This window comes from Photobacterium sp. 53610 (assembly GCF_036409375.1).
Classification (GTDB): Bacteria; Pseudomonadota; Gammaproteobacteria; order Enterobacterales; family Vibrionaceae; genus Photobacterium.
In genome coordinates this window covers 480,859-499,041 of sequence record NZ_JAXOFS010000001.1, presented here as the reverse complement: position 1 = coordinate 499,041, position 18,183 = coordinate 480,859, and the positions used below count along the sequence as shown (strand labels likewise).

18 protein-coding genes are annotated in these 18,183 nt (G+C 52.0%); 6 read left to right on the top strand and 12 right to left on the bottom strand.

Annotated elements, in window-relative coordinates:
* Nucleotides 1–146: 146 nt before the first annotated feature.
* Entirely contained in the window at nucleotides 147–1,355 is a 1,209-nt protein-coding gene (locus SPK40_RS02320; protein WP_330959277.1) for an MFS transporter, read from the bottom strand.
* 115 nt (nucleotides 1,356–1,470) lie between these two features.
* Between SPK40_RS02320 and SPK40_RS02315 the strand changes: the two genes are divergently transcribed.
* Together SPK40_RS02315 and SPK40_RS02310 are read left to right on the top strand one after the other, a co-directional pair.
* Nucleotides 1,471–2,364: a LysR family transcriptional regulator gene (locus SPK40_RS02315; protein ID WP_248140604.1), complete on the top strand. Its 894-nt coding sequence runs from the start codon at nucleotides 1,471–1,473 to the stop codon at nucleotides 2,362–2,364.
* Nucleotides 2,365–2,645: 281 nt separating this feature from the next.
* A complete protein-coding gene (locus SPK40_RS02310) occupies nucleotides 2,646–3,836 on the top strand; it encodes an amino acid aminotransferase (RefSeq protein ID WP_248140605.1) in 1,191 nt (396 codons plus the stop codon).
* A 125-nt stretch (nucleotides 3,837–3,961) separates the two neighbouring features.
* Here the strand turns inward: SPK40_RS02310 and SPK40_RS02305 are convergent, their stop codons facing one another.
* Together SPK40_RS02305 and SPK40_RS02300 are read right to left on the bottom strand one after the other, a co-directional pair.
* On the bottom strand, nucleotides 3,962–4,267 hold the full coding sequence (locus SPK40_RS02305) for a hypothetical protein (protein ID WP_036751706.1): 306 nt from the start codon (nucleotides 4,265–4,267) through the stop codon (nucleotides 3,962–3,964).
* Between the two features lie 226 nt (nucleotides 4,268–4,493).
* The gene (locus tag SPK40_RS02300; RefSeq protein ID WP_248140606.1) at nucleotides 4,494–4,889 is read right to left on the bottom strand and encodes a MarR family transcriptional regulator; all 396 of its coding nucleotides are present in this window, start codon (nucleotides 4,887–4,889) and stop codon (nucleotides 4,494–4,496) included.
* Between the two features lie 352 nt (nucleotides 4,890–5,241).
* Here SPK40_RS02300 and SPK40_RS02295 point away from each other — a divergent pair, with 352 nt between their 5' ends.
* Complete coding sequence (locus SPK40_RS02295; protein ID WP_248140607.1) at nucleotides 5,242–5,913, top strand: DUF2982 domain-containing protein; 672 nt, start codon at nucleotides 5,242–5,244, stop codon at nucleotides 5,911–5,913.
* A gap of 5 nt (nucleotides 5,914–5,918) precedes the next feature.
* Here the strand turns inward: SPK40_RS02295 and SPK40_RS02290 are convergent, their stop codons facing one another.
* From SPK40_RS02290 to SPK40_RS02260, 7 genes are all read right to left on the bottom strand, one after another.
* Nucleotides 5,919–6,572, bottom strand: coding sequence for an MBL fold metallo-hydrolase (locus tag SPK40_RS02290; RefSeq protein WP_248140608.1), 654 nt, complete (start codon nucleotides 6,570–6,572; stop codon nucleotides 5,919–5,921).
* A 90-nt stretch (nucleotides 6,573–6,662) separates the two neighbouring features.
* Nucleotides 6,663–7,214: a YcbK family protein gene (locus tag SPK40_RS02285; RefSeq protein WP_248140609.1), complete on the bottom strand. Its 552-nt coding sequence runs from the start codon at nucleotides 7,212–7,214 to the stop codon at nucleotides 6,663–6,665.
* A gap of 160 nt (nucleotides 7,215–7,374) precedes the next feature.
* Nucleotides 7,375–9,171, bottom strand: coding sequence for a L,D-transpeptidase family protein (locus tag SPK40_RS02280; protein ID WP_330959275.1), 1,797 nt, complete (start codon nucleotides 9,169–9,171; stop codon nucleotides 7,375–7,377).
* 135 nt (nucleotides 9,172–9,306) lie between these two features.
* Nucleotides 9,307–10,428, bottom strand: a complete 1,122-nt coding sequence (locus tag SPK40_RS02275) for a DUF1513 domain-containing protein (RefSeq protein ID WP_330959274.1) — start codon at nucleotides 10,426–10,428, stop codon at nucleotides 9,307–9,309.
* Nucleotides 10,409–11,419, bottom strand: a complete 1,011-nt coding sequence (locus tag SPK40_RS02270; RefSeq protein ID WP_330959273.1) for an imelysin family protein — start codon at nucleotides 11,417–11,419, stop codon at nucleotides 10,409–10,411. Before SPK40_RS02270 ends, SPK40_RS02275 begins: the two co-directional genes overlap by 20 nt.
* Nucleotides 11,420–11,429: 10 nt before the next feature.
* The gene (locus SPK40_RS02265; protein WP_442957539.1) at nucleotides 11,430–12,854 is read right to left on the bottom strand and encodes a di-heme oxidoreductase family protein; all 1,425 of its coding nucleotides are present in this window, start codon (nucleotides 12,852–12,854) and stop codon (nucleotides 11,430–11,432) included.
* Nucleotides 12,855–12,958: 104 nt separating this feature from the next.
* On the bottom strand, nucleotides 12,959–14,209 hold the full coding sequence (locus tag SPK40_RS02260) for an imelysin family protein (protein WP_330959272.1): 1,251 nt from the start codon (nucleotides 14,207–14,209) through the stop codon (nucleotides 12,959–12,961).
* Nucleotides 14,210–14,772: 563 nt separating this feature from the next.
* Between SPK40_RS02260 and SPK40_RS02255 the strand changes: the two genes are divergently transcribed.
* Together SPK40_RS02255 and SPK40_RS02250 are read left to right on the top strand one after the other, a co-directional pair.
* Nucleotides 14,773–15,270, top strand: a complete 498-nt coding sequence (locus SPK40_RS02255; RefSeq protein WP_248140614.1) for a MarR family winged helix-turn-helix transcriptional regulator — start codon at nucleotides 14,773–14,775, stop codon at nucleotides 15,268–15,270.
* A 122-nt stretch (nucleotides 15,271–15,392) separates the two neighbouring features.
* Entirely contained in the window at nucleotides 15,393–16,298 is a 906-nt protein-coding gene (locus SPK40_RS02250; RefSeq protein WP_330959271.1) for a LysR family transcriptional regulator, read from the top strand.
* Here SPK40_RS02250 and SPK40_RS02245 read toward each other — a convergent pair.
* Complete coding sequence (locus tag SPK40_RS02245) at nucleotides 16,198–16,968, bottom strand: TSUP family transporter (RefSeq protein ID WP_248140616.1); 771 nt, start codon at nucleotides 16,966–16,968, stop codon at nucleotides 16,198–16,200. The two genes, SPK40_RS02250 and SPK40_RS02245, sit on opposite strands and share 101 nt — an antisense overlap.
* Nucleotides 16,969–17,148: 180 nt before the next feature.
* On the opposite strand from SPK40_RS02245, the gene SPK40_RS02240 reads away from it, so the two are divergent.
* The gene (locus SPK40_RS02240; RefSeq protein ID WP_330959270.1) at nucleotides 17,149–17,283 is read left to right on the top strand and encodes a hypothetical protein; all 135 of its coding nucleotides are present in this window, start codon (nucleotides 17,149–17,151) and stop codon (nucleotides 17,281–17,283) included.
* Nucleotides 17,284–17,335: 52 nt separating this feature from the next.
* Here the strand turns inward: SPK40_RS02240 and SPK40_RS02235 are convergent, their stop codons facing one another.
* Nucleotides 17,336–18,178 (bottom strand): hypothetical protein, encoded by an 843-nt coding sequence (locus SPK40_RS02235; RefSeq protein WP_330959269.1) that lies wholly within the window; start codon nucleotides 18,176–18,178, stop codon nucleotides 17,336–17,338.
* Nucleotides 18,179–18,183: the final 5 nt, after the last annotated feature.

Sequence of the window (18,183 nt, the reverse complement as noted above, 5' to 3'; positions counted from 1 at the left end):
AATATGAGCAGCATTTCGGATACCATCTTTGCGGGCAAGCGCAAAGTTGCATGGAGGAGTCGATCAAAATGAGTGTGCTGGAACCAATCAAAGCGCCCCGTCACACAGGAACGCTTTTAATTTCAACAAGTTGAACAGAGGAATTATCAGGACGAGGCATTGGCAACAGTCGTTTCCGACATCGGGGCCAGGTTGCCCAGTTTCCAGCACAGACCGTAAAGCAGCAGATAAAGCCCACTCCCACCCGCCAGCACACCATGCCATCCCCAGTGTTGCCAGCAGGTAATCAGATAAAATCCGCCGAGGCTGCCTCCGAGGTAATAATGCACCAGATAGAGTGCCGTCGCGGTGGCTTTGGCAGTTCTGGCTTTCTGACTTACCCAGGCATAGGCCAGAGAATGGGTGAAAAAGGCGCCGGAGCTGATCAGCAATAAACCGGCCAGCATGGCAGACAGTGAATCAAGCGCTGCAACCCACATACCCAGCACGCTGATGGTCGTGCCAAGTACCATGCCATTGAGCGGCTTATACCGAAGACTCCAGCGACCGCTCAGTTTTGCAGTCAGAGTGCCGCTCAGGTAACACAGAAAAATCATCGAAGCCCAGCTGACGGGTAAATTATACGGCGGAGACACCAGTCTGAATCCCATGACGGTATAAAGATTCACAAATAAAGCAAAATTGATCCCGCCGATCAGCATGGGTATCCATAACACAGGCTGCTGCACATGTCGGATCACATGCTTGGTGTGATGGCGCAGTTGCCCGCGCTGTGGTGTGAAATACTGTTGCGGGGGTAACAGTCGCGCGACCACAACGGCACCAATCAGGCTCAGGACCGTCATGCCTGCAACAGCACCCTGCCAGCCCCAGGCATCAGAGGCGAAACCGCCGAACAGGCGACCGGCAATACCGCCTAAAGAGTTCGCACTGATATAACCGCCAACCGCCAGCGACAGCGCTTTCGGCGAGAACTCCTCGGCCATATAAGCCACTGCGACAGCAGCAAACCCCGCCAGTGAAGCTCCCATCAGTGCTCTCGCTAAGCTGAGCATCAACAGGCTGTTGGCAAACAGCATGATCCCGCCCACCAGCGGGAGCAGAAACAGGCTCAGCAGCATCACGCGACGCCGGCCAATCATTTCAGAGCTGACAGCCCAGGGCACCAAAGTCAGGGCCAGAGCCAGTGTCCCCGCAGCCAGCAGCCAGTTCACCCGGGTCGCACTCGCCGAAAAAGCCTCGGTCATCACCGGTAACATGGGTTGAAACAGGTAAAGATTACAAAACACCAGAAATGAACCCAGTGCCAGCGCAAAACTGGCACGACGATACGCAGCGCTATGCGTTTCTATCATAAACAGCGACCACACAATAAAAAGATACGCAGACGGTAACAATTTCCATATGATAGTGAAAATATATTAAAAATATTGTCTCCATATATTTTATTAATGGATAAGGGTGCAAGCCATGGACGTCCGACAGTTAACCTACTTTATTACCATTGCTGAATGCGGCAGTTTCACCCGTGCCGCATCAAAACTCCATATCGCACAACCTGCCCTGAGCATCGCCATGAAAAAGCTTGAACAGCAGTTGGAGATGCCGCTGTTTCATCGCAGCGACCGGCAAATTGCCCTCACGCATGAGGGCGAGGTATTGATCCAGCATGCCCGGCTGATTTTGCAGCAGGTGGAAGATGCGCGGATAGCCATGGCAGAACTGAAAGGACTCCAGAAAGGAGAAGTCCGGCTGGGCGTTCCGAGTATGCTGGGCTCCTACTTTTTCCCGGAGATTCTGATGGGATTTAAATCCCGTTACCCTAACCTCAAACTGACGCTGGTTGAAGCAGGCACACAGTCCATCCGCAGTATGCTGCTCAGCGGCGAGCTGGATTTAGGGGTTATCCGCAGTGCCGACCTGCCCGACAGTCTGGAAGCTGAGCCCTTACTGACTTCAGAGATGGTCGCCGTCGTGAGCCCGAACCATGAATTTGCTCAGCTTCCCGCCGTGTCGTTTGAGCAGTTCTTCAGTCAGGAACTGGTGATGTTCAAGCAAGGCTACTTTCACCGTGACTATCTGGATTCGGTTTGCCAGAAACACAAACTGAAGCAAAAGATTGCATTTGAAACCAACCTGCTACCGATGATACTCAGCATTATCCGTCAGGAGTTTGCCGTTTCCGCGCTGCTCAAAATGGTGACCCGTCACGAACCGGGGCTGACCGCCATTCCTTTCCGTGAGCCGGTTCACCTGAATCTGGCGATTGCCTGGCGTAAAAATGGTTATCTGTCGCTGGCTGACAGAGCCTTCATGGAGTTCATCAAGGCACATCAGCGTCACCGCAAACCTCATTCCATCTGATTTCGCTTCGTACCAGGATATTTGAGCCCATTGCAAAGACGCAACGTGATCAAGATCACGTGATATTTTCCGATAGATGATGTTTGTGTTTCATTTTCTTTTACAATGGAAGCGAACCTGGAAACCTGATCGCACCGGAATGTCAAAAGCCATACCGGATTTCTGGTTGTCTGATCTCTTTGCTGACAACAGATTTTCGATCAGACTCACACGACCATCATGTGCTGGTGGTCTTTCCGGGCATGTCCACCGTATCACTGACTAGCATGGATGATTCACGAATGTTTGAAAAAATCGTTGCCGCACCTGCCGACCCAATCCTGGGCCTGACTGAAGAATTCAAAAATGACCCTCGCGCTGAAAAAATTAACCTTGGCGTGGGCATCTACAAAGATGAATCCGGTAATACTCCGGTTCTGGCGACAGTGAAAAAAGCTGAAGCAATCCTGCTGGAAAAAGAAACTACCAAATCTTACCTGAGCATTCCGGGTACCGCTGAGTACGGCCTGGCTGTTCAGGAACTGCTGTTCGGCAAAAACGCATCAATTATTTCTGAAAAACGCGCGAAAACCGCGCAAGCACCAGGTGGTACAGGTGCACTGCGTGTCGCAGCTGAGTTTATCAAACGTCAGCTGGGCGATGTGACCGTGTGGATCAGTAACCCGACCTGGGCGAACCACTTTGGTGTTTTCGGCGCAGCTGGTCTGCAGACTGAACAGTACACTTACTACAGCGCCGAAACCAAGAGCATGGATTTCGACGCGATGCTGAGCTCGCTGGAAAATGCCAAAGCAGGCGATGTTGTTCTGCTGCACGGCTGCTGCCACAACCCAACCGGTATCGACCCGGATGCTGATCAGTGGCTGACCCTGGCAAAACTGTGCGCAGAGAAAAATCTGCTGCCGATGTTTGACTTTGCTTATCAGGGCTTCGCCAAAGGCGTTGAAGAAGATGCAGCCGGTCTGCGTATTTTTGCCGAGCATAATACTGAACTTCTGATTGCCAGCTCATTCTCCAAGAACTTCGGTCTGTACAACGAGCGTGTCGGTGCGTTCACACTGGTTGCGAAATCTGCTGACGTTGCAGACACCGCGTTCAGCCAGGTGAAAAGCATTGCCCGAGTGATCTACTCAAACCCACCAGCGCACGGCGCTGCCGTTGTGACTGAAATTCTGAACGATACTGCCCTGCGTGCTGAATGGGAACAGGAAGTTGCAGACATGCGCGATCGTATTCAGGAAATGCGTACCCTGTTTGTACAAACGCTGAAAGATCTGGGCGTTGATGCTGACTTCAGCTTCATCGAGCGCCAGAACGGCATGTTCTCTTTCTCGGGTCTGAATAAAGATCAGGTTGCACGTCTGAAAGAAGAGTTCGGCATCTACATCGTTGGTTCCGGCCGTATCAGCGTCGCCGGAATGACAAAAGACAATATGATGCCGCTGTGCAAAGGCATTGCTGCGGTTCTGTAATTCATCCTGAATCAGGCTGAATATCAGAAGGGGCGCCATGTGCGCCCCTTCGTTATATTGGTCCTGATGGTTTGTTCCTGATTCTTCTGCAATGCCTGAAGTTATTCTGCGATGCCTGAAGGCTGTCAGCCCGATTTATCCAAAGGCAGCACATTACAGAACAGTTCCCGTTCGTACTGTTGTTCCAGCTGTTCACGCCAGGAACGTTTCGAAATATGAACGAGATAGAAATTTTCCCGTGACGTGTCTGTCACGAATGCCATGCCGTATGGCATCAGCTCATAATGAATATCGTGAACAAAACCCAGTGAAAAGCTCTGGCGGCCTGTCAGCTGGTTAATATCCTCACGTGTTAAGCACACACCCTGTTCATCCTCGGCAAAACGGCTTCTGAGCCATTCTGAAAACTCTCGAGCACTGATCATCGTCATATCACCTCGTCTGTGAGTGCCTGCATCCGTGAATAACCCGATCCTCATATAAGGTATAGCAGAGTCACATTACTTCGTCAGAACAAAACGAAATTACACAATAAAATCAGCCAACAACGGCAGAAATAATAAAGACGGGAGCACAGAAAAAGAAAGGATAAACAGTTGAAAGGAAGAGAGATGAAGATACCCGCTCCTGAAGCGTCTCAGGAACGGGACAGGACAATTATAGCGCTTTATATACGACTTTATTGCCAGCCAATTGAAGACGCTCAACGAGGTTTTCTTCAACCAGCTTTTTCAATGCACCTGTTGCCCAGGAAGCGGCTTTGCTGTCTTCCTGACCGGCTTCAAGGCCGATGCTTTTCGGGTTAATGCCTTCAGCATTCTTAGCCACGATATCCAGCACCTGTTGCTGTTTTGGTGTCAGAGAGACTGAGGTAGCGACTTGAGCCGCTGGTGCCGCTTGCTTCTCTTCAACCTGAGGCTTTGCCGCTGCCACTTTAGCTGGGGCTGCCTTTTTCACCGCTGCTTTGGTGACAGGTTTTTGAGCAACTGCAGTGGCTGCTTTAATGCGTTTTTGCAGTTTCAGCTGTACTTTACGTTTGTGAGAGATTCTCATTAACTTCCTACTCCGTTGTACTACTTTCAGTCGCCAGTTTGGATGTCCAGCGGGAAAAAAGTAGCGCGTGTTATACCAAGTATGTCAACGAAATGCCAGCAAACGGCTATTTTAAGCACGATAAAAGCCAGATTTAAGGGATTTTAAGCGACAAGATCTCATTTTTATCTTTTTTACGGACATGCCATTTATGGCATAAAAAGTACATTTCATGCACACTAACTCCCTGTAAATCAAAATGAAGCTGTCAAAGGTTTGACATCAGAAATGCACGTTACAGGTGCTGATGGATCTGCTGTAAATTTGCCATACTTACTCAAGTAAGCTTGTTGATTTTTTGCGCTGTCCCGGAGTGATTTTGAACACGGTCTATATTCTGCCCCGACATCCCAAACCCGGTGCTTACCTGATCTGGCTGAGCCTGCTGGCCATCCTGGGTCTGGGCGTGACCGTCTTTCTTTTTCCCGACATCAATGGCGCTGCAGTTGCCCTCCTCCTGTTCGGGCTGCTCTGCCTGCTGGGGATTGGCATCCGGCTGAACCGGCAGCCACCTGTAGGTTTCACGCTCACTTTCATGCATCTTCAGTATCACAGTCCGCAGGGGGGATGGATCACCAAATGGCAGGATGTGGCTGAGATTGGCCGTGCTTCTGTCGGCTACGAGGGCTGGTATCAGCCTCTACCCTGGATTGGCGTGCGGCTGAAGCATTACGATGACTTTCTGGACAGTATCTGTCCCCGCATCGCCAGCCAGATTCTGATGGAACAGCGCGGGCTGCTGATCATGGCTTACAAGCGTGCAGACAGTCCACCCCATGAAATTGAAGACATGCTGTTCGATGATAAACACTTTGTGGGCGAAAACGGGAAAGTAAACAAAGGGTTGCTTGCCATGCTGGCAAACCGGATGCGTTACAACCGTGAACTGATGGGGTTTGATTTCTTTATTTCGGAAGATTTACTCGACAGACCAGCCGATGATTTCATCGGGCTGGCCCGTCGTTTTCTGGCGCAGTCCAGATAGACGAATCAGTACAGTGGCATTTGATCCGCGACATGCGGATTGCTGGCACGTTCTTCACCGAAGGTAGACATCGGGCCGTGTCCGGGAATAAAACGGGTTTCATTCCCCAATGGCCATAGTTTGTTTTTGATTGAGGCAATCAGTGTTCTGTGGTCACCGCGGGGAAAATCTGTCCGGCCGATGCTGCCGTTAAATAACACATCACCGACAGCCGCGAGCTGTGCTTCCGTGCTGTGCAGAACCACGTGACCCGGCGTATGACCCGGCGTGTGGTACACGTCCAGTTTCTGTTGGCCGAAAGCAATACTGTCCCCTTCCGCCAGCCAGCGATCCGGCTGAAATTGCGTCACCGGCGGGAAACCGAACATCTGACATTGCTGCAGGAGGGCATCAAGCCAGAATGCATCGTCCTGATGAGGTCCCCAGACCGGCACATCCAGCTGACGCGCCAGCGGCTCAGTCCCGCCGACATGGTCCAGATGACCATGGGTCAGTACGATTTTCACAACCCGGATCCCTAATGCATCAATCCGTGCAGTGATACGCTCGATATCGCCGCCGGGATCGACGACAACACCTTCCATCGTCTGATCACACCACAGAATGGAGCAATTCTGCTGGAAAGGGGTCACTGGCACGATTTCAAACTGCAGACTCATAAACTTGTCCTAACTGTTCCAAAACGGCGTCAGCATAACACACTTCATCCGATCCCGGGTTCAACACAATGCAAGCGATTTCAGTCTGATTTACCAGCGACGAACCGGACCGGTATCAATATGGACAAAACCACTGCGGGGATAATAGCCCACCCCACCCAGTTTCAGATCCAAGGCCACACTGCGCACACGGGACAGTGAAACCCCTTCAAGGTTAAAATCGATCGCCTGGCCGGTCATGTGGTAGCTTTTCTTCGCTACACCTTTGGTCGTGTTTCGCAGCATCTGGTTGGTTTTGGCAGAGCGGTAGCCAGAGATAATCCGAACCTGGCCATTGTGTCCCAGTTCTTCCCGAATCTGAGAAAGTGCATCGAACAGACGTCGATCCATCGGAGCGATTTCATTCTGACGGTAATCACGGCAGATATGATTCAGGCGTTTCAGTTCACGGTCGAGGTAGAACTTCCCGTCAAAGTAGCGGGTTTCCACTTCTTCCTTGGTGTGAATGTTGCAAAGATACAGCTCTCGGGGGCTCTTGGCCCGGTATGGGCTTGCCACAGCAATCTGAGGCAACGCCAGGGCGCCTAAGGTCAGCCCGCTCGCGATCAGGAACTGACGACGCTTATTATCTACTTCTGACATCCTGAAAAAACTCAACTGGAAAACACAAACAAAAAACAGGCGCGCAAGCCCGTAAACGACAGCAAGATAGCCGTGTGTTTTCTTTGAGTCAACGCACAGATGTCAAAAAAACAGACATTGAAAAGACGTAATTTTGACTACCTATTGACGAATAAGGAATTTAGTTTTTGTAAACGGATGCAAGTTTTTCTGAGTCTGGTGAATTTTTGCTCTGGTCATCATAACGGTAAACATCATCCCGGTAGTTCACCAGCCCCTGCTCATCCACCCAGGCCGTCTGATAGATAAGGTGAACTTCAATTCGGGGTTTCACACCAATCGTTCTGGTCGATTGTCTGCCCGCAAGCTGCGCAAACCGTTCTTCCGAGACACCGGCATAGGTCAGCAGCATTTTGGCAAGTTCGTCGGCGCCCTGGACACGGATGCAACCTGAGCTGAATGCCCGGACATCTTTATTGAACAGGTTTTTAGACGGCGTATCGTGCAGATAGATCGACTTGTTATTGGGGATATTGAACTTGAAACGTCCCAGCGCATTGTGAGCTCCAGGTTGCTGGCGTAAGCGGTACGGGAAGTTTTTGGCGGAGACATAACGCCAGTTAATACTGCTGATCGGAATCTTTTCGTTACTGTTCCAGCCACGCAGCACATCATAATGATGACGGTACAGATAGCCCTCGTCATAACGGACTTTGGGGAGTATGTCCTTCCTCAGAATGGAGTTGGGTACATTCCAGTACGGATTAAAGACCACGGAAGCGATGCGTGAACTCATCACAGGAGTCGGCCGTTTGGGCTGGCCGACAATCACTCTGGCATCAAAGACCTGCTGATTATCCAGCCGCAGTTTCAGCGCAAATCCCGGAATATTCACCACCAGCTGGGACGGATAATCGGACATCCACGCTCTGCTGCGTTGTGCATTGATTGCCAGCAGACGAATACGCTGTTGAGGTGTCACAACCAGCCAGGCACTTGTCTGAGGGCCGATGGCACCGTCCGCTTTCAGACCGTGGCGCAGTTGAAAGTGTTTCACCGCCTGCACCAGATCCACGTTGTAATGCTTCTTGCCTGATGCCCTGAGCTGTTCGGCCTGATACGGGGTTAAATCTCCCAGACGCTCCAGAATCGTAATCAGAGCATCGGGGTTCCGGAGCCGGGCACCCAGCCGGATAATCCGCCGCTCACTGTAAACGGGCCAGGGCTGCTCAGCCAGACTTTCCATCCGGCGTATAGCCTGCATCAGCTGGTGATATTGTTTACCGGCGGGCTTCAGAGACAGCACGAAAGCATTCAGCTGATCACGCTCGAGGATGCTCATCAGCGTGGTCATGGTCTGTTCAGACGGAGCAGGAATTTGGGGTGGGACCGTTTCACCAAACAGCCAGTGCGTGCGGCTGTCACGTACGTTTTCGATGAAACTCAGATAAGCCAGCAAAGTGTCTGTTGCCAGCAAATCGTATTGCCGCCAGTCGTTTGTCTGTTTGAGGTGCCTGAGCTGACGCAGCCGGTGCTCAAAATCCGGACTGACCTGAGCCAGCGTGAGAAACCAGAGCTGCTTTTCAAACTCGGTGACCGTAAAGCTGTCCTGCCAGAGCGGGACATAACCCAGACCATGGTAGACCTGCGCCAGTTGCTCCCGGTACCGCAACCCGGGTAGCTGGCCGGAGACTTCGTTCACCCAGGCAAGCGACTTCTGGCGGACTTTCGCCAGTTCTGCGGCCTGAGCCTCAGCCTGAATCTGTTCCGGAGTGAGTGCCGGTTCTGCCTCAGCCGGCACGGCTGGAGGAATGGCAGGATCTGCAGGCACTGCCTGCTCAGCAACGGAGGCTACCGTTGCCACAACCATACCATCAGCAGGCTCACCCGGATCTGTCTGCTGACTTTCCCGGGACTGCAGAGGGAGTGAAACGCTGCCCACGAGCAGAAGAAGCCCAAAACGACCTAGCCTCGTCATGTGTGCTCTCCGATTCCGACATTATTATTATGGCAAAGCGAAACACTTACCGCCTGAAGCAAGCGGTAAGTCAAAACTGTTTCGTTCTGTTAATAAAAGTAGCGAGAAGTGCGGAGGGTCAGTTGTTTCAAAGTTTCAACTGAGCAGCAGATTCCAGTGGTTATCCCACATCACAGCAGACTGAGCAATCTGCCCGGCATTTTCAGGGCCACGGGTCAGGATCTTACCGGCCCCGGAGCCCACCACCCATTGTCCCTCGCTGACAGCGACACCGGATGCGTCCGTGAGCGGTCGCAAATCGACCAGCTCACCACTGGCTTCGTGCCAGATCCCGTAACAGTTTCCGCGTGGCGAGGTCGCCAGCAGATAACCGTCCAGACTGGCAATGCTGGCGATGTAGTGATTGAAATGCAGCCATTCCTCGTCTTCAGCCAGTAAGGGCCGGAGAGCCCCGCCACGACGGTGAAGATGAACCAGCGGCGCAGCCTGTTCTGGCTGGCCCCGGTATTGTTGTCCGCAGGCAATTTCACCGGTATCCGTCACAGACAGATGCCGGATGCTGAGCCGCTTATCCGCCAGAACCGCTTTTTCCAGCACTTCCCCGGTCCGGATATCCAGATACACCAGCGCTGGTTGCATGGTCTCCAGATTCAGCGGTTCACGTCCATGGGTATGCACACCACCGACACCAACAGCCAGAGTACGAGCGTCAGCAAGCACCACCTCATGTGGTCCGATGCCAAACCCCGTGTATTCCGCGACTTTCTTTAAACCGGCTGAGGCATCGTAAACACCGATGACGCCCTCGCTGGTTGCTCTGATCCCTTCAGTGGTAAACAGATAGCGGCCATCCGCCGAAAACGCCCCGTGGCCATAGTAATGCCTGCCTTGATCCGCGCGTCGCAGTGGTAATGCCACGCCGGTGTTGGGATTGAAAGCCTGCATATAGCTGCCGGGACGCCTTGCAAACGCAACCGCCAGCTCACCGCCCGGCTGAATGGCGACGCCATGCCCGCGCTCCGGCAAAGCAATCTGATGCAGCGGTCGGCCGTGCGTGTCAGCCACGACCACCGCAAACCGGCCGTCTGGTGTCCGGCTGCAGCCAATAATGCGATCACCTTGTGCCACAGACAGACTTTCATCAGCTTCTGCTGAAACACAGGCCGACAGCACGCCAGCCGTCGGCAGCAGAATCGCCGTACCAAGCGCTTTTTTCAGAAGCGCACGTCGTGTTAAATCAGTCACCATCGGTTGCATTAAACCCTACTACAATTCCCAACGCCTGCGAGACTTCATCATGAAGCGTGAAACGGATGGACTCCAGATCATTGTAAAGACTGATCAGCTCACGATATCCGTCCTTTGATTTCAGCATCGCCCCCATACCCGGACTCTGTGGCCAGTCTGCCAGGACATTCCTGAATTTGTCCGTCAGCCGTTCAGCCATCGCTGTTTCGCCTTTCGCACGCAGCAATGCATCCAGACCATTGCCTTCGGCAAGGTACAGCGCCTGCATGGCTTGAACATTCGCCTTCAGGTTGGCCAGTGAGGTCTGAGAGCGCCACGATTCCGCCTGGTATGGACGCGGATGACCCGGTTTCCCCATCGGCAGCGTCAGTTTCTTCATAGCAAAATCAAGCTGGTTTGTCAGGGCGCCTAAATATTCCCCCAACGCCAGTTGCGGCGTCATTGCCTGCCACGGGTTGTCCTTCCAGGCACGTTCCAGCGCGTCACCGCTTTGCATCAGCCGTTGGCCAATCGCTGTGGCAAGCTCACAGCCGTAAGGCTGGTTCAAACGCTCCGGGTTGCCATACAGCAGCCATTCCATCGCGCCGACACCCTGCACAGCCACGCTTTGATCCGCCAGTTCACGGGCAGTCCAGTTTTTCTGCTGTGCCAGCAACTGCTCCATTTTACGGCCCGTGATGTCTTTTTTGTCCGGCCAGAACTGAATCTGCCAGGACAGAGACAATGCCTCTTCACTGCCTTTTTCCCGCCCCTGCAAGACCATCCAGTCCTGCATCAGCGTCTGCCATGCAGAGCGGCTGGCCTCAAGCGTCTCTTCTGAAGGTGAGGCACACATCGTTGTCACGGCACTTTCAAGCCCTTTAGAGGCGGCATAAACTGCAGCCGCAGCTTGCTGATGTTGCTGGTGAATCGCCGCTGTCACTGAGGCTTGTTTGTCGTTACACCCAGCCAGCCCGGAAAGGACTGGCAGCAGACTGAGCGCAATTATCGATTTTTTCATGCGATTGTCCTTACAGTGAGTGCAGGAAGGCCATCAGCGCTTCACGATCTTGTTTGTTCATTTGCAGAACCTGCGCACGGCTTCGCTCGGCTTCTCCGCCATGCCAGAGGACAGCTTCCATCATGTTCCGCGCACGGCCGTCATGCAGGAAATAAGTGTGACCGTTCACTTCTTCTGTGTAACCAATGCCCCACAGCGGTGCGGTACGCCATTCACGGCCATTCGCCAGGAACTCATCCCGGTGATCCGCCAGTCCTTCGCCCATATCATGCAGCAGTAAGTCTGTATACGGATGAATGGTTTGCTCTGAAAGTGCAGGCAGGCTGTCTACTTTCGCAGTCTTCAGCTGACTCTGGTGGCAGGAACCACAACCACTCTCCGCAAACAGGTGCTCACCGCGCTGCACCTGAGGGTCGGCCAGATTGCGTCGGATCGGCACACCCAGATGGCGGGAATAAAACTCAACAAAGTTCAGAATCTTATCACTGACTTCCGGTTCGCCACCGCTTGGTAACGTCTGGCAGGCGGTTTGTCCGCTGGTGCAATTTTCAACCGGGAAGAGACTGCTGGTCAGCCCCATATCCCCGTTGAAAGCACCGGCATCCTGCTGTTTCAGGGTTGGCTGACCGGCTTTCCATCCAAAACGGCCTGCAACGGTCTGTTGTTTCTCAACATCCCAGACACGATTCAACCGGCCGGAGACGCCTTGATCTTCTTTCAGCTGTGCTGCTGCCAGAGATTCCAGTGTCTGCTCAGGAATCTGCTCCAGCAATCCCAGTCCGATCATCGGTGGTGCGACACGGGCAGACATCATGATATCCGGGTGCATCTCACCATAATTTAAATCGGTGATGGCCAGCTTCGGCTTGCGCAGAGTCACCACTTCACCGTCAGCAAAAATCACCGGGACATCGGTGTAAATCACCTTTACCTGCCCTTCTGGTTTGGCATCCGGCAGTGCAAAGTCCTGAAGTTGTCCGCCGTAAACCGGATCAGGCACCACGCCATCCATAATCAGGGATTTCTTCTGTTCCGGGGTCATCGCCGGAATACTCAGGCGCACCAGCATAGACACACTGTTCTTGTCACCGGCTTCAGGCGGATGGCCGCGACCATCTTTAATGTGGCAATTCTGGCAGCCATTGGTGTTAAACAACGGCCCCAGACCATCACGGGCATCCGTCGTCGCAGGCGCCTGAACCCATGGGTTTCTGAAAAAACTGTTGCCGACACTGAAATCCAGACGGTTCACCAACGGCAGGTTAGCCGCCGGCATTGAAAATGCGTTCGCGCCGGCCTTATTCACACTGGTCTCTCCACCTGATTTCATCAGGGCAGATTCAGTTGTTAAGGCATCAGCGGTCTGGGCAAAAGCCGGAAACGTCAGCGGCAGAGAAAGCACAGCAATCCTGGCTGCAAAAGTCCTCAAATTCATTGTTGATACTCACATTTTTTCATAGTTTTTCTGATGAACAATGACGACAAAAGGGCTCAACTGAGCCCTTCTCTTTATTTATAATTTTTTGACGTCATCACGAATTAAAACTGGTGATCCGCAGTATCCGGATTCAGGCTTGTGACACCCAGAATACCAGCGGCACGTTCAATTTCTGCCGTCTGTTTTACCAGTGCCATAATGGCGTCATTCACAAGCTTATTCCCGGCTTTGTTGCCTGCTGCAATCAGCTGGTCAAAATGCTGGTTATTTTTCTCTGCTGCTTCAACCAGGGCATAAACCTGTGCACGCGTCTGGTCAAATTCAGCATGGATGGCTTTCGCCGCTTTTGGATCTTTCTCAGCAACCAGGTCATGGATGCTCGGACCGGACAAGGTGCTGCCATCAACACGCTTGTAAGTACCGGTGTAGATGTTGTAGATACCCTGCTCATCGTAGAAATGAGAATTATGGGTATTGTCTGAGAAACAATCGTGCTCATCTTCAGTCGAGTTTGCTTCCAGCGCAACTTTCATCCGCTCACCGGCCAGTTCGCCCAGCGACAGAGATCCCATTCCGAACAGCATTTTGCGCAGACCGTTTTCCGGGCTGTCTGCCAGAAGCTCACTGCGGTAATTGCCTTTCTCTGTTGCCGACCATTGCTTGGTCATCCAGCCCAGATCCGTCATCAGCAGCTGAGAAGCGGCTTTCAGGTAAGTCCGGCGACGGTCACAATTGCCGTGAGTACAACCCTCACCGCTGATAAAGTCGGTGTAAGCACGTTCACCTGCACCCGCATTGGTGCCATTCAGATCCTGTCCCCACAGCAGAAACTCAATTGCGTGGTATCCGGTTGCGACATTCGCTTCAGAACCACCAATTTCATTCATGTCTGCCAGCAGCTCCGGCGTAATTTGTGACGCATTGATGGTCACATTGCCAACCTGAATCTGTTCATTTGCAATGATATTTGCCGTTGCGCCTTCATTACCCAGCTCATGATGGTAACCCTGCGCGACATAGTCGATCAGGCCTTCATCAAGTGGCCATGCGTTCAGTTGGCCTTCCCAGTCATCCACAACGGCGTTACCGAAACGGAAAACCTCAGATTGCTGATAAGGGATACGCGCCAGTTTCCAGGCAGCTTTTGCCTCGGCCAGCGTCTTTTCAGATGGGTTTGCAATCAGAGCATCAATCGCCTGGTCCAGGTTGCGCGCTGTCGATTGCGCATCGCTGAATACGTTAAAAGCAATATCTGCATAGTGTTGAACAACGTCTTGCTTGGTGGCCGCCTGTGCATGGCCTGTCGCCAGCACTGAAGCCGCGAGTAAAGAAAGGGCAAACGTCTTTTTCATTGTGACATGTCGTCCTTGATCAGTTTAAAAACAATTAAGGCTAAAATTGATAATCATTATTATTCACATGAGCAACAATAACAAGTAACAGAAAGACACAATTTGAAAAATAACGCACAAAATTTGTACGAACAGAAATATGCAACGATGCTTCGCTGAAGTTTTGTACAACATAAAAATCTCATTTTCACGGCGGCCTTCCGACAGCTTATTCACCCGTACTCACATCAAAGAACCGTCACAATTTATCGCTCACTGCCAGTCGCCTAAACTCAGTAAGAGGCTCCTTCCGGTTGTACAAAACAGCTGCGAAAGCGCTCATCGGCATCCAGAAGCACTAAACAAAGATGAAAAATCGAGCAAATCATGGTTTTTACTGCGTTTTTTGATAGAAGGCTAAACAATTGGCATGCTAGAATTTCGCATCAGCGAAAGGGACCTGCCGGTTTACTCCAATCTCACGCAGCTGTTTACCCTAATATAAGAATCAATCATGCATTTGCCGCTTCAGCTTCTGTCTGAACTTTCAGGATGGACGAACGGCAGAAAGGTGGGAGAGCAACATGGACAAACATGAAGAAGTCCTTATCGCCCTGCGACAAATCATTCGTGCAATCGATTTGCACTCAAGACAACTGAATAAGTCGACCGGACTGACCGGGCCGCAACTTGTATTAATGAAAGCCATTCGTGATTCAGGTGAAGTCACCATCCGTCAGCTTTCCAACAATACCAATATGAGTCAGGCAACGGCGACGACCATTCTTGACCGTCTGGAAAAACGCGGACTGGTCGTCCGGGAAAGAAGCACACTGGACAAGCGAAAAGTCCACGCCCACTTAACCGATGAAGGACGAGCACATCTGGAAAAGGCGCCTCTGCCGCTTCAGGAGAGCTTTGTATCCCGTTTCCAGCAGTTAGATGAGTGGGAGCAGTCGCTGCTGTTATCCTCCGTCCAGCGAATCTCTGCCATGATGAATGCAGAACATCTGGATGTTGCACCGATGCTTGAAGTCGGCAGCATTACGCAGACCCATCCGGACGACACCTCGAACAACTAATCCCTTTTTCCAAGCCGCCAGTATCTCATGACTGGCGGTTTCTTGTTTCCTGTTCCGCATACACACGATTCTTTGCTAGAATTCATTCCGTTTTTTCATGAATGAGTCATCCGGAGACGCTGATGCTGCTTGAAGGTGTGGAAACGCTGCTGGTTCTTGCAAAAGAAGGCACAATGAGCCGTGCCGGCAGCCGTTTGTATATCAGCCAGAGTGCGGTCAGTAAGCGTATCGCCCGGCTGGAAAAACGGTTGGGAAAAAAACTGATTGTTCCCGATGGCCGCCACATCAAACTCACACCGGATGCACAGGCATTAGTGGCTCAGGTTGGCCCCGGATTCAACGAACTGAAAGGCCGGATTTTCGAGCAGCAATCTGTCCGGGATAACACGCCGATCACGATGGCGTGTTCAGAAACGCTGGTCTCCGGCTATCTGGCCCCTTTCATGGGGAAATACCTGAAAACCGATCCCTATATCGTGATCAGTACGCATCACACCCCCGTGATCGTCGAACGGGTGCAGTCCGGGGATGCGACTCTGGGTTTTTGTGCCGGACACATGCCGGGCCAGCATGGTCTTCAGCTCATCCACCTGATGAATGAGCCCTTTACCGTTGTGTACGACCGGCATCTCGCTGAGCCGCCCGCCGCCCTGCTGACCAATGATCTCAGTAATCCGGCCAATGCGTATCAGGCCGGATTACTGCAGCAGGCCGGTATCAAGCCACTGATGGAAATGGACTCTTACACCGCCGCAGCCAAGCTGGCTCTGGCTGGCACCGCACCGGCCCTGGTGCCCTTCTCTGTGGTTCAGACCCTGGCCATTCCACCTGAAAATTGCCAGCACTTTGCCTTTCTGGATGATTTAATCCGCCCGATTTATCTCTGCTACCGCCAGCACAGTTACCGCGCAGAACGGGTCAGAACTCTTATTGAAACCATTGCGGATTTTGTTCCCAGAGCAGCTTTGCAGCCATCAGCATCGACATCGTCACCACCATCGGACGAATCAGCTTCCGCCCCCTGCTGACGACTACTTTGGCACCGAGCCGCGCTCCCATAAATCCGCCCACCGCCATCACCAGACCCACTTTCCAGACCGGCAGCCCGGCCAGAACAAAAAACAGCAACGCGGCAATGTTCGAGGTGAAATTGAGGACTTTGGTTCGTGCCGTTGCTTCCACAATACCAAGCCCCGCCAGCGTCACAAAGCAAATGGTAAATAATGAACCGGTGCCGGGACCAAAGAAGCCGTCATAAAATCCGATGCCCGTTCCCACGGTAAACGCAAACAGGTTGTCAGATATCCGGGCCTTTCCGCCATGAATACTGGCCTGCGGCGCCAGCAGAAAGTAGAGTGAGATGGCAATCAGCAGAACCGGGATCATCATGGTCAGCACACTGGCATCAATCTGCTGAACCCATTCTGCACCGACCGCTGACCCCGCAAAGGTACAGGCAATCGCCAGCCCCATTTGTCTTAAATTCACCATTCCGTGCCGGACAAAATAATAAGTGGCCGAAAAACTGCCAAATGAGCTTTGCAGTTTATTGGTCGCCAGTGCCTGAGTCGGCGGAATCCCGGCGGCCAGCAGTGCTGGCATCGTGAGCAGTCCCCCGCCGCCAGCGATCGCGTCAATAAATCCGGCCAGTCCGGCTACAAAAAACAGCAGCGCCAGAATGTCTAATGATATGTCCATACTTCTCCCTGAAACCAAACACTTACATCAGGCGAGAAAAGTAACAGCCTTCAGCTACGGATAACAGCGAAAGCTGAGATATAAACTCATTCCATAATGGAATTGATATCAATGCCGTGCTGAACAGCAGAATGAAGCTTACCGTTGACGGGTCTACAATTACTGAGGAGGTGCAAATTTATGTGTTTCTGCAGATATTTGAACGCGATTAAGCCAGGTTTTCCGGAAACTGAAACCTTGCAGGAATGGGTCGAAGCCGCCATTCAGGCCATTGAAGATCTGTTTAAGTCACCTCAGGATGCTGCAACGTACTGAATGGATGAACACGATGAAAAAAGGGAGCCTCGGCTCCCTTTGAACATTCAGTTCAGCGTCCTTCGCACACCTTCACCCGGCGTCTGCGGACGCAGGCTGCCACGGAGAGCAGACCAAAGCCCAGCATCGCCATTCCGGAAGGCTCTGAGACCCATGTAGGCGGTTCATCAAAGTACACGGTGCTATGTGCCCATTCTTCATATCCGGAATCAAACTCATCAAAACTCGCATACAGAACAAAGTTGTTCTGCCCGTCAGGGATGGATGACAGATAATCATCATTGATGAAAAATGCTATGTCCGTTGCACCGCTCCCCGGCCCGTTATTGTTCTTCCTTGCATCCAGACGGATTGAATTATCCTGAAACGTACCACTATCACTCCAGTCCAGACTCCACAATAACGTCTTGTCTTGCAGGTGACTGATGTCGTCCACATTCTGGCTTGGTGTACTGGTCGAAAAGAGCATCAAATTCGTCAGCACGATTTCGTTGTCATTTCCTGTTTCATCAACATCCAGAATGAAAGCATAAAACCCGTAAGCGGACTGAAGCTCAGAAAACAGTACATCACGTGTAAAATTTCCTGAGGGGTGCTGATCCATCATGTAAGGATCCGTGGTGCTGGTATTAAATCCTTCCTGAATACCGTTGCCATCTCCGTTGCTGTTTCCGTTCCCGTTGCCATTTCCGCTTTCCTGAATACGCAGGAAAGATCCTAAATGACCTGAGCCGGCCCCGGTTTGCTGGTAAACAGTAACATAGCTGTTACCCTGACTCCCCATGTTCAGAACAGCCTGCTCCGTCCCGGGTGCTGCCAGGTTAATCTCAGCTGCACTGGCCGAGACTGCAAAACAACACGATGCAGCTAATGTTAACTTAATCAACAATTCCATGCTTT